The following is a 22,008-nucleotide window of genomic DNA, read 5'->3' as shown; positions in this document are numbered from 1 at the left end:
TTAATAACAAAAAGCGATTTTTCAGGAGGTAGTTAAATGTTTAAAGGTAAGACTTTACTTATTACAGGTGGAACAGGGTCTTTTGGTAACGCAGTAATGAAAAGATTCTTAAATACAGGTATTAAAGAAATTCGTATTTTTTCTCGTGATGAAAAGAAGCAAGATGACATGAGAAAACTATATAAAAACGATAAACTAAAGTTTTATATAGGAGACGTCAGAGATCTTGCTAGTGTCAAAAATGCTATGCATGGAGTAGATTACATTTTCCATGCGGCAGCTCTTAAACAGGTACCTTCTTGTGAATTCTTCCCGCTTGAGGCAGTTAAAACAAATGTGTTAGGAACTGATAATGTACTATCTGGTGCTATTGAAATGGGAGTGAAGAAAGTTATTTGTCTTTCTACAGATAAAGCAGCGTACCCAATTAATGCGATGGGAATCTCTAAAGCGATGATGGAGAAAGTTTTTGTGGCAAAAGCAAAGACCATTGATCCTGAAAGAACGCTTATCTGTGGTACAAGGTATGGAAATGTAATGGCATCAAGAGGGTCAGTAATTCCTTTGTTTATTGATCAGATCAAGAATGGACAACCCCTAACTGTTACAGACCCCAATATGACAAGATTCTTAATGAGCCTTGAAGAAGCTGTTGAACTTGTTGTATTTGCATTTCAGAATGCTGAAGCAGGCGATATTATGGTTCAGAAATCTCCAGCATCAACTATCGGAGATTTAGCTCAAGCTGTTAAGGAACTTTTCAAATCAGATAACGAAATCAAAGTAATTGGAACTCGTCATGGTGAGAAGCTCTACGAAACACTTCTGACAAAAGAAGAACATGTTGTAGCAAAAGACATGGGTGGATTCTATAGAGTGCCTGCTGATAAGAGAGACTTAAACTACGACAAGTATTTTGTAGAAGGAGATCAAAAACTTTCATCTGAAGATGAGTATAACTCTCATAATACAGAAAGGATAAACATAGAGCAGATTAAAGAAAAGTTGCTTCAACTTGATTATGTAAGGGATCAATTGGAAAGTTGGGATAGATAATGAATATTTTAGTCACTGGAGCAAAGGGCTTCATAGGAAAAAACTTAATAGCAGAGCTGAGAAATAGAAAGTACACTGAAATTTTTGAATATGATCGGGATACAGATCCTTCTCTACTTGATGAGTATTGTAAAGAGGCTGACTTTGTGTTTCACCTTGCGGGAGTTAACCGTCCAAAAGAAAAATCTGAGTTTATGGAAGGCAACTTTGGTTTCACCTCCGATCTATTAGATTCTCTTAAGAAACATAATAACACCTGCCCAGTGATGATTTCATCATCTATTCAAGCTGAGTTAGATAATTCTTACGGTGAAAGTAAGAAGGCAGGAGAAGACCTTCTGTTTAATTATGGTGTAGAAAGTGGATCTAAAGTTCTTGTTTACAGATTTCCAAATGTATTCGGTAAATGGTGTAGACCTAACTATAACAGTGCAGTAGCTACATTTTGTCATAATATTTCACATGATTTACCTATTCAAGTGAATGACCCAAGCGTAGTAATGAACCTTGTATATATAGATGATGTGGTTAACGAACTTATTAATACGCTAGAGGGAAAAGAAAACAAAATAGGTTCATTTTGTGAAGTTCCTGTGGTACATACTGTTACTCTTGGTGAAATAGTAGATTTGATTCATTCATTCAAAAAGAGTAGAGAAGATAGATCAGTGCCAAATATGTCTGATGAATTTGCCAAGAAACTCTACAGTACATACTTAAGCTATTTGCCTGAAGATAAGTTTGGTTATGACTTAAAGATGAATGTGGATCAGAGAGGATCTTTCACAGAGTTTATTAGAACCCCTGATCGTGGCCAGGTTTCAGTTAATATCTCAAGACCTGGAATTACAAAAGGGAATCATTGGCATCACTCGAAGAATGAGAAGTTTCTAGTTGTCAGTGGTAATGGAGTCGTTCGGTTTAGAAAAATTGATTCAGATGAAGTAATAGAGTATTTTGTAAGTGGAGATAAAATGGAAGTCGTAGATATACCAACGGGCTATACACATAATATTGAAAATTTAGGGGATACAGATATGGTCACGATAATGTGGGCCAATGAGCCATTTGACCCTGAAAAACCAGATACTTACTTTTTGGAGGTATAACTGATGAAGAAATTAAAAGTCATGACAGTTGTAGGCACTAGACCAGAGATAATAAGACTGTCAGCGGTTATAAATAAATTAGATGAATCAAAAGCAATTGAACATGTCCTTGTTCATACAGGGCAAAATTATGATTATGAATTAAATGAAGTGTTCTTTAATGACTTCAAATTAAAGAAACCGGCTTACTTCTTAAATGCTGCTACGGGAACAGCAGTTGAAACGATTGGAAATATTTTAGTAAAGATTGATCCTATTTTAGATGAAGTAAAACCAGATGCGTTTTTAGTTTTAGGAGACACTAATAGCTGTTTATGCGCAATAGCAGCTAAGAGAAAGCATATTCCTATTTTCCATATGGAAGCGGGAAATAGATGCTTCGATCAAAGAGTACCAGAAGAAACAAACAGAAAAATTGTGGACCACACAGCAGATATCAACCTAACCTATAGTGATATTGCTCGAGAGTATCTTTTAAGAGAAGGTCTACCTTCAGATAGAGTAATAAAGACTGGCAGTCCAATGTTAGAAGTTCTTAATTCAAGGAAAGATGATATTGAAAAGTCAGATGTGCTTGAAAGGTTAGGACTTGATAAAGATAAATATTTTGTTGTTTCTGCTCATAGAGAAGAGAATATCAGCTCGGAAGAAAATTTTATGGATTTAGTAGATAGCTTAAATACGATAGCGGAAAAATATCAGATGCCGTTGATCGTGAGTACACATCCAAGAACGAGAAAAATGATTGAAGCAAAAGGTATTGAGTTTAATCCTTTAATTAAAACTATGAAGCCGCTTGGATTTAATGATTATGTAAAACTTCAAAAATATGCAAAGGCTGTACTAAGTGATAGCGGTACAATCAGTGAAGAGTCATCGATTCTTGGATTTAGGGCACTTAATATTCGACAAGCTCATGAGAGACCAGAGGCAATGGAAGAAGCATCTGTTATGATGGTAGGACTAAAGAAGGAAAGAGTTCTACAGGGGTTAGAAGTATTAGAGACACAAAAAAAAGATTCATTGAGATTAGTAGCTGATTATAGTATGCCGAATGTGTCAGATAAGGTGTTGAGGATTATTTTATCTTATACAGATTATGTGAATAGAGTAGTTTGGGGAAAAAAGGGGAAATGTTAAATGGATATACTTTTTTTGGGAGGGGTTTTTGATAATGATAGTTATATTAAAAAAAGCAAGAAAAGTGTCCAGAATGCCGCTAACTTACTTCAATGGAATATAGTTAATGGTATCGAGAGTGGTTTAGAGAAACCGGTAAATATATTGAATTCGGTTTTTGTCGGATCATTCCCTGAACAATATTCAGAAATATTTATAAAGTCATATAATTGGAATCATGTTAAAGGGGCACTCGATAGAAATGTAGGGTTTATTAATATTGCTGGTATAAAACATATCACTAGAGCATGCAACTTATCAAAAGAGATTAAAAAGTGGGCAAGTCAAGAATCTGGAGAGAAAATTATTATTGCTTATGCAATGCATACCCCTTTTTTATATGCGATAAGACAAGCAAAGAAAACAAATCCTGAAATTAAGATATGTTTAATAGTACCAGACCTCCCTCAATTTATGAAGTTAGGTACTAATCCTGGCGTATTATATCGGATTTTTAAGCCTTTAGATATTAAGTTAATTAATAAATTGATAAAATACATTGATTATTATGTTTTTCTAACAAAACACATGGCGGAGTATTTTCATATATCTGCAGAGAAGTATGTTGTAGTTGAAGGTATGGTTGATAGCAATGAGATAATCAGGGACTATGAATCTATTTCTCATAGTGAAGAAAAGGAAAAAACAATTTTATATACAGGAACATTGAATTTTAAATATGGTATTCAAAAGTTATTGGATGCTTTTAAGCTTATAGATCGTCCCAATTATAAGTTGCTGATTTGTGGAGCAGGAGAAGCTAAGGGTAGAATAGTTGAGTTATCAAAAAGTGATTCTAGAGTTGAATATCTAGGTTTATTGAATAGACAAGAGGTTGTTAGTTTACAGAGAAAGGCTACTGTTTTGATTAACCCAAGGGGATATGAAGATGAATATACCAAATACTCATTTCCATCAAAGATAATGGAATATCTCAAGTCGGGAAGACCAACTATAGCATACAAACTACCTGGAATACCAGAAGAATATGACAAATTCATATATTTTATTAATGATATGACGGCTGAAAGTATGGCTTCAAAAATACTTCAAGTTTGCGAAGAAGATTCTGATATATTAGATGAGTTTGGAAGAACCGCGAAAGAATTTGTATTAACTAAAAAAAACAACATTAAACAATGTGAGAAGATAATTAATTTGTTAACCAAATAAGAATAATAGATACATTTTAAGATTAGGAGAATACCAATGATATTTGTGATCATTTTAAGTGCTTCTTTGATATTACAATTCATATCAAAGATTATTAAAAACAATAAAATGAGTAATATTTTCGATTATTTATCAATATCTTCGATGTTTTTCTTGAGTGGTCTTAGATATGATGTTGGGAGAGATTTCTGGGGATATTATAACAATATGGCGTCTCAAGGCTATAATGTTGAAGTTGGGGCAAGATATTTAATAAACGTAGTACAATATTTAAAGCTAGATATGCAAGCTTTTATATTTGCACTTTCTTTTTTTACCGGACTATTTTTATATCTTACAATTAAATACTATGATCAGAACAAAAAAACAAGATATATAAGTATTATTTTAATATTCTCCCTATTGTTTTTTAATTCGCTTAATATTTCAAGACAAATTTTAGCAGCAAGTGTTTTTGCGTACTCTACTAGATTTATTGTCGAGAAAAAAATCATTAGATTTATATTATATGTTTTACTAGCAGCTTCATTTCATATGACAGCTGTGTTTTTACTCGCGATATATCCAATTAGCATGCTTTTTATAAAGCTGAAGAATAAAAGAACACTTTTTAACCTAACACTATTGATTTCTATAATTAATATGTTTGTTCCTTTTATCTCTAATTGGATTAAGTGGATAACATTATACATTACGAGTAGCATAGGGAAATATAATAGTTATTTTGATAGAATTATTGGTGATGATAATTATTTTTCTACTTTCAATTTGATTATGGCAATTTTATTATTGGTTCTCATTAATTTAAACAATTTCAAAAAAAACACAGTTCTTGATAAAGATAAATATAATATTGGTATGTTCATTCAGTTTATGGCGGTTTTGTTTATTTTGTTTAATTCGATTCTTAATTTTTCTACTCTTACTATGAGATTTTATTATTATTTTACTATATTCGTTATATTAACAATAGGAAGTTATAAAAACTTATTCTATACGACGGATAGATATATTAATACAATATATAAATTAACGATAGGGGCTTTTGCTCTAATAAGTACAACAAATTCTATATTAGGTGCAATTTATAATTCAATGCTAAATCTTTATCCATTTAATATTAGGATATTTGATATTATTTTTGCTTTAAAGTAAAGTATTAGTTACTGTGTAATTGGGGAGGGTGTGAATCGGTGAAACACATTTTAAAAAGAAATATTTTTAAATATTTAAGAAAGGCAAAATATGATATTAGTAGAATAAAAAAGAACAAAATTAGGAAGATATATAATCCACACAAACTGACGTTACATACGATATCTATAAAAAATAGACATGTTTTTGCTGGTTATTATGATAAAGATCCTTATTCAAATGAGGATAAAAAAATACTTTTTGTAACATGTGATAGAAATTTGGAGAATAGTAAAATCGGATATTATGATCTGGATAAGCATAAAACAGTAATACTTTCTGAAGTTTATGTTAATAGTTGGCAAATGGGGCCTAGACTACTTTGGTTTAAGCAAGGCCAAATTTTCTTTAATAATTTTAACAATGGTATTTTCAACTCAAAAGTTATTGATGTACATGGTAATGTGATGAGGGATTTTAGTTTTCCGTTGTATGAAATTTCAAACAATAAAAAATATGGGATAGGTCTAGATTTTTCCTTATTGCATTTACTTCGTGAAGGATATGGTTACAATAATCTTCATACCACGATAGAAGATTATTACAGTAATTCTAAAAATAGTTTGATATTATATGATATCAATGAATCTGTTCCTATCAAATCATTGCAGATGAAAGATATTCTTACAGAGTTTCCAGTTTTAAATAAGGAAAAATATTATCATTATTTTAATCATATATCCTTTAATACTGATGATAAATATTTTCTCTTCTTTCATCTGTGGAAAGATAAACAAACTGGGCAATTATCAAATAGGCTCTTAATTGCGAATACTGATTTAGAAATCATTTTTATTCTCGAAGAGGGTAATAAGGTTTCACATTATACATGGAAAGAAAAAGATGAACTTCTAATTACGACATATGAAAAAGATAAGTGCAAATATAAGTTGTATAAGTTCGATTTTGAAAACAAGACATACACCGTTAAATGTTTATCGGGTCTGTTCGGAGATGGACACCCAACTTATATTTGTGAAAATACAATTATTACTGATACTTATCCTGATAGAACTAGCTACCAGTCTCTTTTTACGTACAATTTTAAGATGGAGGAGAGAATAGATCTATTGGAAATCTATAGCGATCCAATGCAATTTAATATTAAAAGATGTGATTTACATCCTAAAGCTTCTCCTAATTCTGATATTATATCTTTTGACTCAACACATCTTGGTTATAGAACGCTAAGTTATTTTAGTATTTCTCAGATAAACAAATAAATAAAAGGAAGTAGGTTATATATGAAAGTTAATAATAATTTCTTTACAATAGTAATTGCAACTTATAATAGACCCAAATCGCTCGAAAAACTACTATATAGTTTAAGTGATGCAGATTTTGATAACTGCTCTGCTAACTTGATAATTAGTATAGATGGAAATGAAAATAAGGAAGTACAAAATATTTCAAATCAGTTCAATTGGAAATACGGTGAAAAACACGTTGTTATTCACGAAAACCAATTGGGTTTAAAAAGCCATTTTTTATGGTGTGGTGACTTAACATTAAAGCATGGTACGGTATTATTCTTAGAGGAAGATATGTTAGTAGTTAAGACTTTTCCAAACTTTGTTCTATCATTTGTAGACAGATTTAAAAATGATGATAGAATAGCGGGTGCCTCTTTATATAGCATTGAGTATAACGAATTAACATCAACTAATTTTAAGCCTATTAATGATGGTTATGACAACTTTTTTTATCAACAACCATACTGGGGAAAGATTTATCTGAGAGATAAATGGCTAGAGTTTCGTAAATGGTTTGATAAAGGCGAGTTTGATTATAAACTATTACCTTCAAATGTAAACAAATGGAAAGAAACATCTTTTAAGAAACATTATATTTTATACTTAATCACAAAAGATAAGTATTATTTATTCCCTCGAATATCTTTAGCAACAAATCAAGGTGTTAGCGGTATACATGCATCAGATAGGATAGAATATCAGACTGAATTATTGTATGGTGATAAAGAATGGACATTTTCAGATCTTAGCATATCACTATCAATTTACGATGCATTTCAAGAAATAAAACCTGAAGTATTGAAAAAATATAATGAGTCACTTCAGACTTATGATTTTATTGTAGACATTAACTCAACTAAAAAAAATTTTGATAAAGATTATATATTAACGACTAGAAAATCGCAAAACAGTATACTTAGTTTTTCGTTAAATCTTAAACCTTATGAGGCTAATATATTAAAGAATAATAATGGTGAAGGAATAAATCTAATTAGAACAAGTGAAGTGAGAACATCAAAATATAGTGGTTTAATTTCTAGGATAAGAATCTTGTATTGGAGTTATATAAGATACAATATTTTCAATTTAAAAAAAATTTTTGTGTTACTAGCTGTATATATATTCAAAAAAGGAAAGTATTGATATGACAGCTAGACTGGTAAGGAGCATAATTTATGAGATCAAGTAGGCTACTAAAAAATATAGCTTTTTATTTTATGGGGACTTTTTCTACAAAGTTAATACAGTTTTTATTTATTCCACTTTATACAGCTTACATTGTTACATCAGATTTTGGCTATTTCAATTTAACAATATCGATTATAAGTTTGGTAATGCCTTTATTATACCAATCAATATGGGAGGGTATATTAAGATTTACCATAGAAAATGAAAATAACAAAAAGAGGGTGTTATCAACAACTAACATCTACTGTTTAGGCATTACTATATTATATTCAGCTATATTTGCAGTTGTAAGTAAATTATTAAATATACAGTATGGTGTTCTTATATTGATTTTGGGTCTAAGTCAAATGGGGGTTGCGTATTGGCAGTTTTCAGCAAGAGCCTTGAAAGAAAATAAGATTTATGCGTTGTCAACAGTGGTTAATTCAATTATTACGGTTAGTCTAAATTTATTTTTAATTATTGTACTTAAATGGGGGTTATTGGCACTTTTTGTTGCAAATACTTTTGGTAATTTAGCGATGATAATTGTTATTGAAAGTAAAATCAAGCTAATTATAAATACAAAGAAAGCTGATTTTAGTTTTCATTTACTGAAATCAATACTCAAATATTCATTACCACTTTCTATAAATGCATTATCTTGGTGGCTTATTACATCATCTAACAATTTAGTTATATCGAGTAGAATTGGTATTGATGAAAATGGTATATATTCAATGGCAAGTCGGTTCGGTTCTATACTGACATTAGTGACATCTGTTGTAAATATGGCCTGGCTTGAAGAAGCTTTTAGAACATATGGTGATAGTGATAAAGATCAATACTTTAATAGAGTACTAAATATACTAACTCGGTTGGTGTTAAGTGGCGTAGCAGTATTAATACCAATAACATATATATTCTATAATTTCTTCGTTTTTGGTGATTACTATGATGGTGTTTTTTTAACCCCAATTATCTATTTAAGCTCTGCGTATTCTACTTTAGCCGCTCACTTGGGAAGTGGGTTTCTTGCTAGAAAAGAAAGTGACAAAATTTTTAAAACAACATTAATTGGAGGAATCGTTTCTATAGTTGGCGGGTTTGCACTTGCGGGATCTTTTGGAATCATGGCTGTAGTCATAACATCATTATTGGGGTATCTAATTATGTATTTTATAAGAGTACCAATCCTAAAAAAAAGAATGGATTTAAAAATAGATTTTACGATTCTGATGGGATTAACTTCACTCAATCTATTAACTATGTATATTAGTTCTATCAAACCTAGAGATGTAATATATCAAATGTTTGTACTAATTCTTACGGCATTCATTATAATAATCTTAAATAGAAAAGAATTGTTTATGATAATTAGACAAATTAAGGAGAAAATCAAAAGAAATCAATAATTAATTATAGAATTATTAGATAAATGAAATGGAGGTCTAAGATGTTTAAGGATAATAGATTGTTAATAACAGGTGCGGCCGGCTTTATCGGCTTTCACCTTTCAAAGAAATTACTTGATGAATCCTATCAAATAATAGGAATTGACAACCTGAACGACTATTATGATCCAAGTCTAAAACAGTCCAGGCTTGAAATCCTAGGTAAATACAATAACTTTAATTTCTATAAAGTAGATCTCAAGGACAAGGCTGCAGTAGACAATATCTTTGAAACCTACCAGCCTACTCACGTCATAAATTTAGCGGCTCAAGCAGGAGTGCGGTACTCTATTGATAATCCCTATGCTTATGTGGATTCAAACTTGATCGGATTTATAAATATCTTAGAGTCTTGTAGAAATTATCCAGTAGAGCATCTGCTTTATGCCTCATCTAGTTCTGTCTATGGCGGCAATAAAGTAGCTCCGTTTTCTACAAATCATAATGTGGATCATCCAGTATCACTCTATGCTGCTACGAAGAAGTCTAATGAATTGATGGCTCATACTTATAGTCACCTATATGGTATTCCAACAACGGGACTTAGGTTCTTCACGGTTTATGGACCATATGGTAGACCAGACATGGCTTATTTCTCGTTTACAAAAGACATTTTAGCAGGAAAGCCTATTAAAGTCTTTAATCATGGGAAGATGGAAAGAGACTTTACTTATATCAATGATATTGTAGAAGGTATTGTAAAGCTTATTGATAAAGCTCCGGTTGCCAATAAAGAGTGGGATGAAAGCAAAGACGATTTAAGCACAAGCTTTGCACCTTATAAGATTTACAACATCGGTAATAACAACCCTGTACAGCTCATGAGATTTATCAACGCTTTAGAATCAGCTCTTGGAAAAGAAGCTGAAAAGATCTATATGGATATGCAGCCTGGGGATGTTCTTAGAACCTATGCGGATGTATCAGATCTTGAGAGAGATATTAATTTCAAGCCATCTACAAGCATTGAGGATGGTCTACAGAAGTTCGTTGAATGGTATGAAGAATATTATAAGGTAGAGAAGTAAATCTTGTCGAGAAACATGTTAAATGATAATGAAAGCTATCTTCAAGCATATATGAGTAACTATTAGATCATGAATTTTGAAAACTTACATAAATATAAGGGGGTAGAACAATGAAAATTACAATAGCTGGAACAGGTTATGTTGGCTTGTCCAATGCTATACTTTTAGCACAACACAATGAGGTTATAGCTTTAGATATCATCAAAGAAAAGGTTGATATGATCAACAACAAAAAATCTCCAATTATTGACCCAGAGATTGAAGAATATCTTGCAACAAAGGAACTTAATCTAACTGCAACAACAGATAATTTTGAGGCATACAAAGATGCTGATTATGTCATCATTTCTACACCAACAAACTACGATTCGGAGAAGAATTACTTCAACACTAGAACAGTAGAAGCTGTAATTGCAAATGTATTATCGATTAATCCAGATGCTGTAATGGTGATTAAATCAACAGTTCCTGTTGGATATACAGATTCAATTAAAGAAAAATTTGATACTGAGAATGTCATCTTTTCACCAGAGTTCTTGAGAGAAGGCAAAGCGTTATATGATAATCTTTACCCGTCAAGAATTGTAGTTGGAGAGCAATCTGAAAGAGCTAAGGCGTTTGCTGAACTATTAGCTGGAGGGGCAATAAAGAAAGATATTCCAATTCTTTTTACAGATGCAACAGAAGCAGAAGCAATTAAGTTATTTGCGAATACTTATCTTGCACTTCGTGTAGCTTACTTTAATGAACTTGATTCTTATGCAGAGGTTAGAGGCTTAAATACGCAGCAGATAATAGAAGGTGTTGGTCTTGATCCAAGAATTGGAACTCACTACAACAATCCTTCGTTTGGGTATGGTGGCTACTGTTTGCCTAAAGATACTAAGCAACTTCTGGCAAATTATCAGGATATCCCACAAAATATTATGACAGCTGTTGTAGATGCTAATAGAACAAGAAAAGACCATATTGCTGATATGATCATCAAGAGGAATCCTAAGATTGTCGGTATTTATAGGCTTACCATGAAGATGGACTCTGACAATTTTAGACAGTCTGCTATTCAAGGTGTAATGAAGCGTGTTAAAGCTAAAGGTATTGAGGTTGTTGTATTTGAGCCAGCACTTCATGAAGATGAGTTCTACAATTCAAGAGTCATCAAAAACTTTGATGAGTTCAAGAAAATCTCTGATGTTATCGTAGCGAATAGATTGTCTGATGAAATTAAAGATGTGGTGGACAAGGTGTATACGAGAGATTTATTTAGTAGAGATTAATGGATAAGCTCTGTTTCAACATAAAATGGTAATATTATTTAAAGCCCAAATCAATCATTGGAGATCCTAATAAAAAATGAAAGCAAGTAAAGCAGTCATACCAGTTGCTGGGCTTGAAACGATATTTCTAAGAAACAAAGGCTATGCTAAAGGAAGTGAATACGCACACATATGCTTATAATATTCGTTAACGGAGCTGAGAAATATTTATTGCGTGCAGGTGGACTAATTTAAATTTTTAATTGAGCTTTGACACCCAAACTGATATAATAATCAATAACAAATGGTAATGACCCATTACAACAAAACAGGAGTGTACAATGAACGAAAACCAGAATAATGTACAATATTATGAGGATGAGATAGATTTAAGAGAGCTTATAATGGCGTTGTGGAAAAGGAAAAAAATGATTATAAGCCTTACATTGGTAGTGGCAATATTGGCAGGGATGTTCAGCATGTTTGTTTTATCACCGGTGTATGAAACAAAGTTGAATATAGTTATAAGCATGCCGGAGAAATATGATACAAGATATGGAGAGTATACACTGCCTATAACAACGAATCAGGAGTACGTAAACCTTATAAAAAGTAACAATGTAATAATAAATACCATTGATAAGATGGGGTACAGTTCAGAGGAAGCAAGTTTAGATAGCTTGAAAAAAAGAATCACCGTTACTCAAAATGATGCGAAGACAGGAAGTGTAAACAGCTTTGAAGTGACTGTATCGGCGGATAATCCGGAGGAATCGCTGAAGCTGGCTCAGATATTGTACAGCAATTACTTGGATTTCATAGACGTAATGACAAAGGAAAGAGCAGTTGATTATTATTACAACAGCTTTAATGTTGAGATGAAGTCTCTTGAAAATTCACTGGAAAGAGTTAAGGAACTTTTAAAAAGCAACGAGGAGTTATTGGCTCAGACTCCAAGGCTAATTGGTGAGGGACAGGCTAATCTTGAAATACAGACACAGTTAAATAACGATAGCAATTATGTTGTTCCGGTGGATACGGTTAATCCTAATTACATTAAGATAGAAAATGATATTATTTCAAATAAACAATCTATAAATAGTATTGAAGCTTCAATGAATCAATACAGCAGGTATATGGAAGAGCTGGATGTGGAAAGAGCGGCTATAAAAAAGTATTACAGAACGGGTGAAGCCGAAACGCTGGAATCCAGCGTTGTGGGATTGGTTGAAACGTATGTGTATCTTCCTTCTCCGCCGGTTGCTCCAACGCAGAAAACAAGCCCGAGAAACTCTCTTAATGTTGCTATAGGAATTGTGCTTGGCGGAATGCTGGGTGTTATGGTTGCATTGTTTCAAGAATACTGGTTTAAAGAGGATAAAAAATAAAGTCGTAAAAGATGACTTCTTTATAGAAGTCATCTTTTTTATTCATAAACTTGCATAAAGTTTAGATGACAGCTTTAAAATATAAAATATTGAAATTTCAATGCGGATGGTGGTGAAATTTATTGAAGATTCGCTAAATTTGCTTCTCGTGTGCGTAAAGTGATAGTTTTTGAAACTTAATTTTTATATTTTTTGCATAAACTTACACGTGCGATTCATTAGTCATCAAATATTTTGAAGCCGGCCATTGATGTAATGTAGGTTTTTAGAAATTTACGAAAATTAACTTTGGTAAGAGGTAATTTAGTGCCTGATTTCAACTCAACTGTATTAGTATCTTTATTTATTTTTTTAACATTAAATATATTTACTATATAGCCTTTGCAGCATTTTATGAAATATTTTTCATTGAGCTCATTCATTATTTTGTTTATGCTTCCGGATGTTTTTTCTGTTTCGCCGTTTTTGAGGTAGACAATCGTCTGGTTTTTGGTTCGGCGTATATATTCAATATCCTCATGCAGTACTCTACGAAAAACTGTTTTATTGTTAACATTGTAGATGCCGTAAGGGCAGCAATGTGTGTTCTCAATATTGTTGAATAATACTTTGTCTATAGTTTCATGGTTCAGAGGAAATTCAAGAGTTCCTGAAACCATGTGCATGTAATCTTTATCAAAGTTATGGTAGGTTTTTATGATATATGACAGACGGTCATTTTTGTATATTAACAGCAGCTGAAAGTCTTTATTAGGTAAGTAGCTGCTGAGAAACTCAGAGGAAGATCCTACTTGGTAAAGTTTGTAGAGGGTATTCCTTTTATTGAAATATTCAGATAACTCTGATTCGATTTTTTTTATAGATTTACTATTGCAATGCAGTACAATTTTTAACATAAATTCACCTTCCTATAATCTATGTACAAGCAGTAGCTTTATACAGTCCATAGTATGTTGTAATTATATTTTTTGTTACTGTAAATCAGCAATTTAGGGTAAACTGTTCATTTCCGGCCGGGTTTAATAATGAATGCATGGTGTCGGGTCTGCAGGGTGTAGAATTCCGTATAAAAAAGAACTTTCACGAAGCGTCATAATAACGTTGTGAAAGTTCTTTTTTTATTGGATAGTATTAATTCATAATGGTAATATTAATTATTTGCTGCGCTTGTTCCAGCTATTTTTCCGAATACTACTGTATCAACAACTGCATTTCCACCCAGTCTGTTTCCACCGTGAATTCCTCCGGTGATTTCTCCTGCAGCGAATAATCCTTCGATTATGTCACCGTCAGCATTTAATGCGTGGCATTCTTTGTCTATTCTTACTCCACCCATAGTGTGGTGTGCTGCTGGAACTCTTGGCAATGCGTACCAAGGACCATTTTCAAATTTCTTAGTAAGTAATTCTCTGTCGAATTCGTCTACTCCACTGTCAACTGATTCGTTGTATTTTTCTATTGAAGCTTTGAGGTTTTCAGCAGGTACATTTATTTTTTCAGCAAGCTCTTCCAGTGTTTCTCCTGTTTGCCATCCGTATACATTATCTTCTAAGATTTCAGTCATTGGAACACCTTCAAGAGTTTTGGCTTGTGTGATGTCAGGAAGAACATCTGCACTGTGAATCATGTACATTAATCCTTCAGGCTGATCTAATATTGCCTTGCATATTACGTCTCTTCTGCCGTCTTCTCTTACGAATCTGTTTCCTTCTTCGTTTATAAATACTGTGTTTTCAGCTCCTAAGTTGTACAGACCTGCAATACTTCCATTTTTAGGGATGCTCAGATACAGAAGCTGAATTAAATCCATGTCTATAAGTTCTGCACCTGCTTCGAAAGCCATGTTTATACCGTCTCCAGTAACGCCAGGCATGTTTGTTGTAGGTACATTTTCTCCTAAATCAGGCCATTTTCCTGAAGTGTTGTATTCTTGTCTTAGTTCTACATTGCCTGCAAATCCTCCTGTTGCAAGGATTACACCTTTGTTTGCGTTAAGTGTAAGCTCGCTGCCATCTTTATTTGTGGCTTTAACTCCTACAACTTTGTCGCCGTCCAATATTAATGTATCACCTTTTGTATCTGTAAGAATTTTGCACTTGTCAGCTCTTTGGTCTAATGTTTCAGTGTATGCATTGATAAAGCCTGTTCCCAGAGGATCCAAAGACTGGTGTGTTCTTGGGTAAAGTGAACCGGCACCTTGTATTATTTTATCATCAAACTGCATTCCTAAGCTTTTCAGCCATTGAAGTCCGTCGTAAGCATTTCCGCACAATGTATCAACAAGCTCAGGGTTACCCATGTTGTCTCCGCCTTCCAGAGTCTGTTTAGCGTACAGTTCAACTGAATCTTCTATGCCTTGAGCTGGTTGCAGTTCAGGATCTGGAGTGTTGTAAATACCTCCGCACACTGCTGTATTGCCACCTAAGATGCCCATTTTTTCAATTACTATAACGCTGGCTCCTTCATCTGTGGCAGATACTGCTGCAGCTAGTCCTGCTCCGCCTCCGCCTACTATTATTACGTCTGCAGTAAGTTCGCTTGGATATTCACTAACAATTTTATCTGCATCAGATTTATATGAAGCAATGTCGGCGCCTGCTTGTTTTAAACAGCTTTCAACTGATGCCAGAATGGCGTTGCTTGTAAGAGTTGCTCCGGTAATTGTATCAACAGCCAGAGTCTGTCTTTCTATGATTTCTTTCGGAATCTGTTCTATTGGAACTGTTCCAACTCCAGGAGTTTCATAGTTTTCAAGAACTTTGATGTCTTTTATTTCATTTTCGTCAACTGTGACGTTAACTTTTAGCTTTCCACCAAGTCCTTGGAATTCACCGCTGTATGTACCAGGTGTCAAGTTCCCCTTACCTGTTTTTGGAGTTTCTTCTGTTTTTGAAGGCTCCTCACCCTCCTTGGCGGTATTATCAGTAGTTGCACAGGCAGCTAAAGAAAACAGCATGGCTACAACTAAAAATACAGATATTAATTTTTTAAAATTTTTCATATTTTTTCTCCTTGCTATTATTTATAAATACAAATATTATGGTAACATCCGATTTATGCATTGTCAAATAATTAACGTATACTTTTGGTTACTAAATACCGTTTTTTTTGGATGATTAGATAATTTTATATTGTAAATATATTCAATAAATTTTATATTTTATAAAATACGTTACGAATTGACAAATATATATCATACAAATTTACTGTATATGGAATTAGAGAAAAATCTGTGTAAATATTGGTTAAAAAATGGCTGCAGCAATTTTGTTTTGCTGCAGCCTCTATATGTTTTAAATTTCTATATTATATTCCTTGATTTTTTGATACAGGGATGCCCTGCTGATATCTAAAGCTTTTGCGGCTTTATTTATGCTGTTTTTTTCGTTGTTGAATTTTTGCAGTGTTTCCTGAATGATGGAGCTTTCATATTGCTTAATCATATTTTTTAGCGAAGAGTTGTCATGATTATTTGTATATGTAAGGATATCCGGGGGATATACAGACTTTGTAAGTCGGGGACCGTCTTCCAGGTTTATGGCATATTCAATTGCGTTTTCTAACTCTCGTATATTGCCGGGCCATGTGTAGCTTTTCAGCATATTTAAAAAGTCATTGTCAACTCCGGATATATTCTTTTTTAATCGAGTATTGTATTTTTTAATAAAATGAAATACAAGATCATTAAAATCTGAAATCCGGTTTCTTAGGGGAGGTACATTTAACGGAAGTATGTTTAAACGGTAAAACAGATCCGATCGGAATTTTTTATCCTGCACCATTTTTTCAAGGTTCTGATTTGTGGCAGCTATAATGCGTATGTCTAAATCTATGGGATGGAAACCGCCGAGTCGTATGACCTGATTATCCTGAAGAACACGTAAAAGCTTTGCTTGCAGATGAAGAGGCATATCTCCGACTTCGTCGAGAAAAATTGTTCCGTTATTTCCTATTTCAAAAAGGCCTGCCTTTCCACCCTTGCTTGCACCGGTAAAAGTTCCTTCTTCATAACCGAAAAGCTCACTTTCCAAAAGGCTGTCAGGTATGGCTGCACAGTTGATCGTAACAAATGGCTTATCGCGGCGCGAGCTTAGGCTGTGAAGGCTTCTTGCAACCAATTCTTTGCCGGTTCCCGTTTCGCCTCTTATTAAAACAGTAGAAGTGCTTTGTGAAAAATGACTTATTTTATTCTTCAATTCCATTATTTCAGGGCTTTTTCCCACAATTTGATTTAATGAATCGTCAGGAGTCAGGGCAGGTACGTTAGACATAAACCTTCGAGCATCTTCAATTGTTCTTACAAAAAATGCAAACCCTGCACATGTGCCGTCTTCGCTTTTCATTGCTTTGCAGCTTAATATCATACGGTGCATTATGTTATTAAAAACTATTGCGCTTTCCTGGTCTTCAAAACCTTTTTTTTCAAGAATAGCTAAAGATATTGCTCGGGATTCTACAAGCTCGGTTATATTAATATTAGCATTATTATTGGAATCGAGATTGAAAAAATTGTAAAAGGCCTGGTTTGCGCATTGTATTATGCCGTTGGTATTGCATGTAAAAACTATGTAGTCCATGTGCTGGATTATAGCATCAAGCTGTTTGTATGTTTTTTCTGCTTCAAGCTTTGAAAAATGTTCTTTGCCGGCGCTTACCATTACATTAATCATTGTTTGAAGAAATTCAACAACCTGCTTTTTGTTTTTTAAGTACATTTTCTTAGCTTCCTGCGAAAATGTTACAATACTAATATAGCCGATATATTTCTCCTTAATGTCAAAGGGAACAATAATCTCCAGAGTTTGAGGGCAGTTACCTTCATTGGAGCATCCTTTGCACAGAGGGTTTTCTCCTGGATTCTCTATAATGGCTATTTCTTTTCGCTTTATTATAGTATCAATGTATGGCTTCCACTCAGCGTTTTTTTTACGTTTCAGATAACTATCATTAAATGCCATAAAAGAACCGTTTTGGTCAACGATAATGACTTCGGCATCATTTAAAATTTTGCTTGTTGCTTTAACTATTTCGATGGCTATCTCTTTAATTTTTTGTAATTCACTCATTTTAAACATCTCCGGATTTAAATAAAAACTAGTAATATTTTTTTGAGGCGCGGTAGTTTTTAAGTTTATTATATCAGAAACATATAAAAGTATATACAATATTTTAGAATTTTGATAATATTTTTAGTTATATTAATCTTTTTTGCTCAAAAAGTATAAAATTATGGAAAGTTGTCTAAAATTTTAGACAAAGGAGAGTGCTCGCCTATTAGCACATCTTTGGTGAGCTGCAGTAATAAGTGAATAGTCTAAAAAATTAGACTATTATATATATTAACAGTTTTTACAATTTGCATCATTAATCTCTCTGTATGGCTGATATCAAGCAAAAGAGCTGATAAAACAAAAGGTGGCATGCAATTTGCTTACTTATTAAATTAAGAAAATAAAGCATATTTTGGAGGAGGCAGTATGGATAGAAATAAAATTGCAAATGTTAAGCCTACAGATCGTATCAAGAGGATAAGACAGGCAGTTATAGATGCAAAACCTATTTTGTGCAGTGAAAGGGCTTTGTCGGTTACTAAGAGTTACCGTGAGACAGAAGGAAAACATTACATCGAAAGGCGCGCCAGATCTCTTGAAAAAATATTGGGAGAAATAACACTTAATATTTGGGATGATGAGTTGATAGTTGGAAACCATGGTAAGAATGGAAGAAGATCAGCTCCTGTATACCCGGACTTTTCCATTGAGTGGCTTCAAGAAGAGCTTGACGAAACTTTAGAGACACGTGAACAGGATACATTTATTGTTCCGCAATATGTAAAAGATGATTTAAAAAGTATTTTTCCGTATTGGGAAGGAAAGACTATATATAAAAAATATAGAAATCTGCTTCCTGAAGATACAAAGGTAGTCAGAGATGCATACATGTTTTCAAGGGATTTATTTGAAAGAAACGGCTACGGTCATACAGCATATCAGGCTGAAAAGCTTCTTAAGGTTGGAATAAAAGGACTTAAAGAAGAAGTTAGCGCTAAAATTAAACAACTGGATTTGTCTGTTGGTGATGATTTTAATAAGAAATTATTTTATGACGGACTTTTGATATGCTTTGATGCTGTTATAAACTACGCAAAGAGATACAGCAAAAAAGCTTTAGAAATGGCTGAAGTTGAAAAAGATCCAAAAAGAAAATCAGAATTAGAAAAAATTGCTGATGTTTGTGCATGGGTACCTGAAAACCCGGCTAGAGATACATGGGATGCGCTGCAGGTTATACAGTTCATGCAGATTATTATTCAGCTGGAAACTAACGGAGACTCTGTTTCTCCAGGTAGAATGGACCAATATCTGTATCCGTATTTTAAGAAGGATATGGAAGAAGGAAAATACAGTATTGAACAAATACAGGAACTTTATGACTGCCTTTGGATTAAATTTAATGAAATAGTTAAGGCACAGGATACAGAATCCATTCATATTCATCCAGGATTCCCTATGACTCCCAATGTTACAGCAGGAGGAGTAAAACCTAATGGAGAGGATGCAGTAAACGAAGTTAGCTTTATTATGTTGAACTGTCAGGAACATATACGTCTGACAAATCCTCAGTTTACAGTTCGTTTCCACGATAAAACTCCTGAGGATTTCAAAGAACGTGTTGCTGAAATTATAGAATACGGTACAGGAATGCCTGCTCTTTTTGGAGACAACGGATGTATATCAGCTATGAAGCGCGCTGTTCCGGACATGCCTATTGAAAATATGCGTAACTTCGCAATTGTAGGTTGTGTTGAACTTGCTCCTCAGGGATTCCAAGGACGTGTAAACGGCGGAATGCTGAATGTTGCAAGAGTAGTAGACCTTGCTATGAATAACGGGATTGACAGACTTACAGGAAAACAGCTTGGTTTAAAAACAGGTAACCCTGAAGACTTTAAAACATTTGATGATTTGTTCAACGCTGTTAGAAGCCAGATGCAGTTTATTCTTAAGCATCAGGTAGTAAATGCAATGGTTGTTGACTTTGTACAGCGTGAAAATACACCGCATTTATTCTTATCTTCATTGATTGACGGTTGTATAGATAATGGTAAGGATATGACATGGGGAGGCTCAAAATGGGGCGCAACTCCTATTCTTATGGCTGGTCTTGCAACTGCATCTAACTCATTGACAGCAGTTAAGCACCAAGTGTTTGACATGAAAAAGATGGATATGAATAAATTAAATGAAGTTTTAAACAGCAATTTTGAAGGCGAAGACGGTGAAAAAATCAGAACCGAATTGCTGAACGAACCAAAATATGGAAATGATAATGACTACGCTGACGAAGTTATGTGCAAATTGACAGATATGTTCTTTGAAGAAATTGAGAAACATAAAGATATAGACGGAAGAAACTACACTAACATGATCCTTACATTGGGCGGAACTGTTCCTCACGGATGGAAGACCGGAGCTACTGCAGACGGAAGAAAATCCAAAATGCCTGTGTCTGACTCAATGTCACCATCTAATGAAGGAAATAGTGAAGGGCCGACTGCAGTCCTATTATCTGCAAGTAAAATTAAGCAAAGTCACATACTTGAAGGAAATGTGCTTAATCTTAAATTAAGTAAGACTGCAATAGCAAGCGAAGAGGCTAAGAAAAAGCTAATGAGTCTTGTATCAACATATTTTAGTCCTTTGAATGGCCAGGAAGTTCAATTTAATGTTGTATCAACAGAAACATTGAAAGATGCTCAGAAACATCCTGAGAAATATAAAGATTTAATTATCCGTGTTGCCGGATACAGTGCCCGTTTTATCGAGCTTGCAAGGGAACTTCAGAACGATATTATTGCGAGGGCAGAGCATGAAAGAATATGATGATATAACAGGGATAATTTATGATGTACAGCGATACAGTGTACATGACGGCCCGGGAATTAGAACAACGGTATTTTTAAAAGGATGTCCACTGAGATGCCTCTGGTGCTCTAATCCGGAGTCTCAAAACTTTGAAATTGAGCACATGAAAAAATTTCAAAGCGATGAAGAAGAGCTGGTAGGAAAGAAAGTATCGGTTAAGGAAGTTATGGAAGCAGTGCTTAGAGACAAAGTATTCTTTGATAATTCCGGTGGCGGAGTTACTTTATCAGGAGGCGAAGTATTGGCACAGCCGCAGTTCGCTTCTGCTATAATAGCTGCAGCTTCAGAGGCAGGAGTGCACACAGCTGTTGAAACCAGTGGATTCAGCAAATTCGAAACCGCTTGGAAAGTTTTTGAACATGTGGATTTAATACTTTATGATATTAAAGGCATGGACGATGAAGAACATAAAATTAATACAGGTGTTTCCAATGAAGTAATTCATGAGAACCTGAAAAAACTCATAGAAAAAGGAAAAGAAGTCATAGTTAGGGTTCCTCTGATACCCGATCACAATGACAGTGTTAAAAATATTCAGGGAGTTGTTGATTTTTCATCACAGATAGGTGTAAAATCAATAGAAATACTTCCGTATCATCGACTTGGTGAAGGTAAATATGAAAGGCTTTCCAGAGAGTACCAACTTAAAGGGTTAAAGACTCAACCAAAGGAATATGCACAAGAGCTGCTTTCAAAGATATCTAAGCCTGATGGCCTAAAAATAACAGTATAGGTTGATAATATTCAGTATCGGAATATCTTGCAAAGGGGTATTCCGATAATTTTGTTACGGACTGTAAATAAATTAATAAAAAGTAAATGGGAG

16 protein-coding genes are annotated in these 22,008 nt (G+C 33.6%); 13 read left to right on the top strand and 3 right to left on the bottom strand.

Going from position 1 to position 22,008, the window contains the following annotated elements; genetic code table 11:
• The first annotated feature begins 36 nt into the window (after positions 1 to 36).
• From ACS3UD_RS12985 to ACS3UD_RS12935, 11 genes are all read left to right on the top strand, one after another.
• The gene (locus ACS3UD_RS12985) at positions 37 to 1,056 is read left to right on the top strand and encodes a nucleoside-diphosphate sugar epimerase/dehydratase (RefSeq protein WP_308139210.1); all 1,020 of its coding nucleotides are present in this window, start codon (positions 37 to 39) and stop codon (positions 1,054 to 1,056) included.
• Positions 1,056 to 2,165: a capsular polysaccharide biosynthesis protein CapF gene (locus ACS3UD_RS12980; RefSeq protein WP_308139211.1), complete on the top strand. Its 1,110-nt coding sequence runs from the start codon at positions 1,056 to 1,058 to the stop codon at positions 2,163 to 2,165. Before ACS3UD_RS12985 ends, ACS3UD_RS12980 begins: the two co-directional genes overlap by 1 nt.
• A 3-nt stretch (positions 2,166 to 2,168) precedes the next feature.
• Positions 2,169 to 3,305 (top strand): non-hydrolyzing UDP-N-acetylglucosamine 2-epimerase, encoded by a 1,137-nt coding sequence (gene wecB, locus ACS3UD_RS12975; protein WP_308139212.1) that lies wholly within the window; start codon positions 2,169 to 2,171, stop codon positions 3,303 to 3,305.
• Positions 3,306 to 4,517 (top strand): glycosyltransferase, encoded by a 1,212-nt coding sequence (locus tag ACS3UD_RS12970; protein ID WP_308139213.1) that lies wholly within the window; start codon positions 3,306 to 3,308, stop codon positions 4,515 to 4,517. It begins immediately after the preceding gene.
• A 36-nt stretch (positions 4,518 to 4,553) separates the two neighbouring features.
• Positions 4,554 to 5,672 (top strand): EpsG family protein, encoded by a 1,119-nt coding sequence (locus tag ACS3UD_RS12965; RefSeq protein ID WP_308139214.1) that lies wholly within the window; start codon positions 4,554 to 4,556, stop codon positions 5,670 to 5,672.
• Positions 5,673 to 5,710: 38 nt separating this feature from the next.
• A complete protein-coding gene (locus ACS3UD_RS12960; RefSeq protein ID WP_308139215.1) occupies positions 5,711 to 6,934 on the top strand; it encodes a hypothetical protein in 1,224 nt (407 codons plus the stop codon).
• A gap of 21 nt (positions 6,935 to 6,955) precedes the next feature.
• Positions 6,956 to 8,107 carry a glycosyltransferase family A protein gene (locus tag ACS3UD_RS12955; protein WP_308139216.1) on the top strand — a complete coding sequence of 384 codons (1,152 nt, stop codon included), beginning with the start codon at positions 6,956 to 6,958 and terminating at the stop codon, positions 8,105 to 8,107.
• A 32-nt stretch (positions 8,108 to 8,139) separates the two neighbouring features.
• Positions 8,140 to 9,546, top strand: coding sequence for a lipopolysaccharide biosynthesis protein (locus tag ACS3UD_RS12950; RefSeq protein ID WP_308139217.1), 1,407 nt, complete (start codon positions 8,140 to 8,142; stop codon positions 9,544 to 9,546).
• A gap of 41 nt (positions 9,547 to 9,587) precedes the next feature.
• Positions 9,588 to 10,613, top strand: a complete 1,026-nt coding sequence (locus ACS3UD_RS12945; RefSeq protein WP_308139218.1) for an NAD-dependent epimerase — start codon at positions 9,588 to 9,590, stop codon at positions 10,611 to 10,613.
• A 110-nt stretch (positions 10,614 to 10,723) separates the two neighbouring features.
• Entirely contained in the window at positions 10,724 to 11,890 is a 1,167-nt protein-coding gene (locus tag ACS3UD_RS12940; RefSeq protein WP_308139219.1) for a nucleotide sugar dehydrogenase, read from the top strand.
• Between the two features lie 320 nt (positions 11,891 to 12,210).
• Complete coding sequence (locus ACS3UD_RS12935) at positions 12,211 to 13,257, top strand: Wzz/FepE/Etk N-terminal domain-containing protein (RefSeq protein ID WP_308139220.1); 1,047 nt, start codon at positions 12,211 to 12,213, stop codon at positions 13,255 to 13,257.
• Positions 13,258 to 13,475: 218 nt separating this feature from the next.
• Here ACS3UD_RS12935 and ACS3UD_RS12930 read toward each other — a convergent pair whose 3' ends face one another.
• The 3 genes from ACS3UD_RS12930 to ACS3UD_RS12920 form a co-directional block, all read right to left on the bottom strand.
• A complete protein-coding gene (locus tag ACS3UD_RS12930) occupies positions 13,476 to 14,153 on the bottom strand; it encodes a LytTR family DNA-binding domain-containing protein (protein ID WP_308139221.1) in 678 nt (225 codons plus the stop codon).
• Positions 14,154 to 14,407: 254 nt separating this feature from the next.
• Positions 14,408 to 16,258 (bottom strand): flavocytochrome c, encoded by a 1,851-nt coding sequence (locus ACS3UD_RS12925; protein WP_308139222.1) that lies wholly within the window; start codon positions 16,256 to 16,258, stop codon positions 14,408 to 14,410.
• Between the two features lie 292 nt (positions 16,259 to 16,550).
• Positions 16,551 to 18,323, bottom strand: a complete 1,773-nt coding sequence (locus ACS3UD_RS12920; RefSeq protein WP_308139223.1) for a sigma-54 interaction domain-containing protein — start codon at positions 18,321 to 18,323, stop codon at positions 16,551 to 16,553.
• 411 nt (positions 18,324 to 18,734) lie between these two features.
• Between ACS3UD_RS12920 and ACS3UD_RS12915 the strand changes: the two genes are divergently transcribed.
• Together ACS3UD_RS12915 and ACS3UD_RS12910 are read left to right on the top strand one after the other, a co-directional pair.
• Complete coding sequence (locus tag ACS3UD_RS12915) at positions 18,735 to 21,140, top strand: glycyl radical protein (protein WP_308139224.1); 2,406 nt, start codon at positions 18,735 to 18,737, stop codon at positions 21,138 to 21,140.
• Positions 21,127 to 21,915: a glycyl-radical enzyme activating protein gene (locus ACS3UD_RS12910; protein ID WP_308139225.1), complete on the top strand. Its 789-nt coding sequence runs from the start codon at positions 21,127 to 21,129 to the stop codon at positions 21,913 to 21,915. Before ACS3UD_RS12915 ends, ACS3UD_RS12910 begins: the two co-directional genes overlap by 14 nt.
• The last annotated feature ends 93 nt before the right edge of the window (positions 21,916 to 22,008 follow it).

The sequence above is a fragment of the Sedimentibacter sp. LTW-03 genome, from assembly GCF_052059825.1.
Lineage (GTDB): Bacteria > Bacillota > Clostridia > Tissierellales > Sedimentibacteraceae > Sedimentibacter.
The sequence above is the reverse complement of the archived record's forward strand: the minus strand, read 5'-3'. Positions and strand labels throughout refer to the sequence as shown.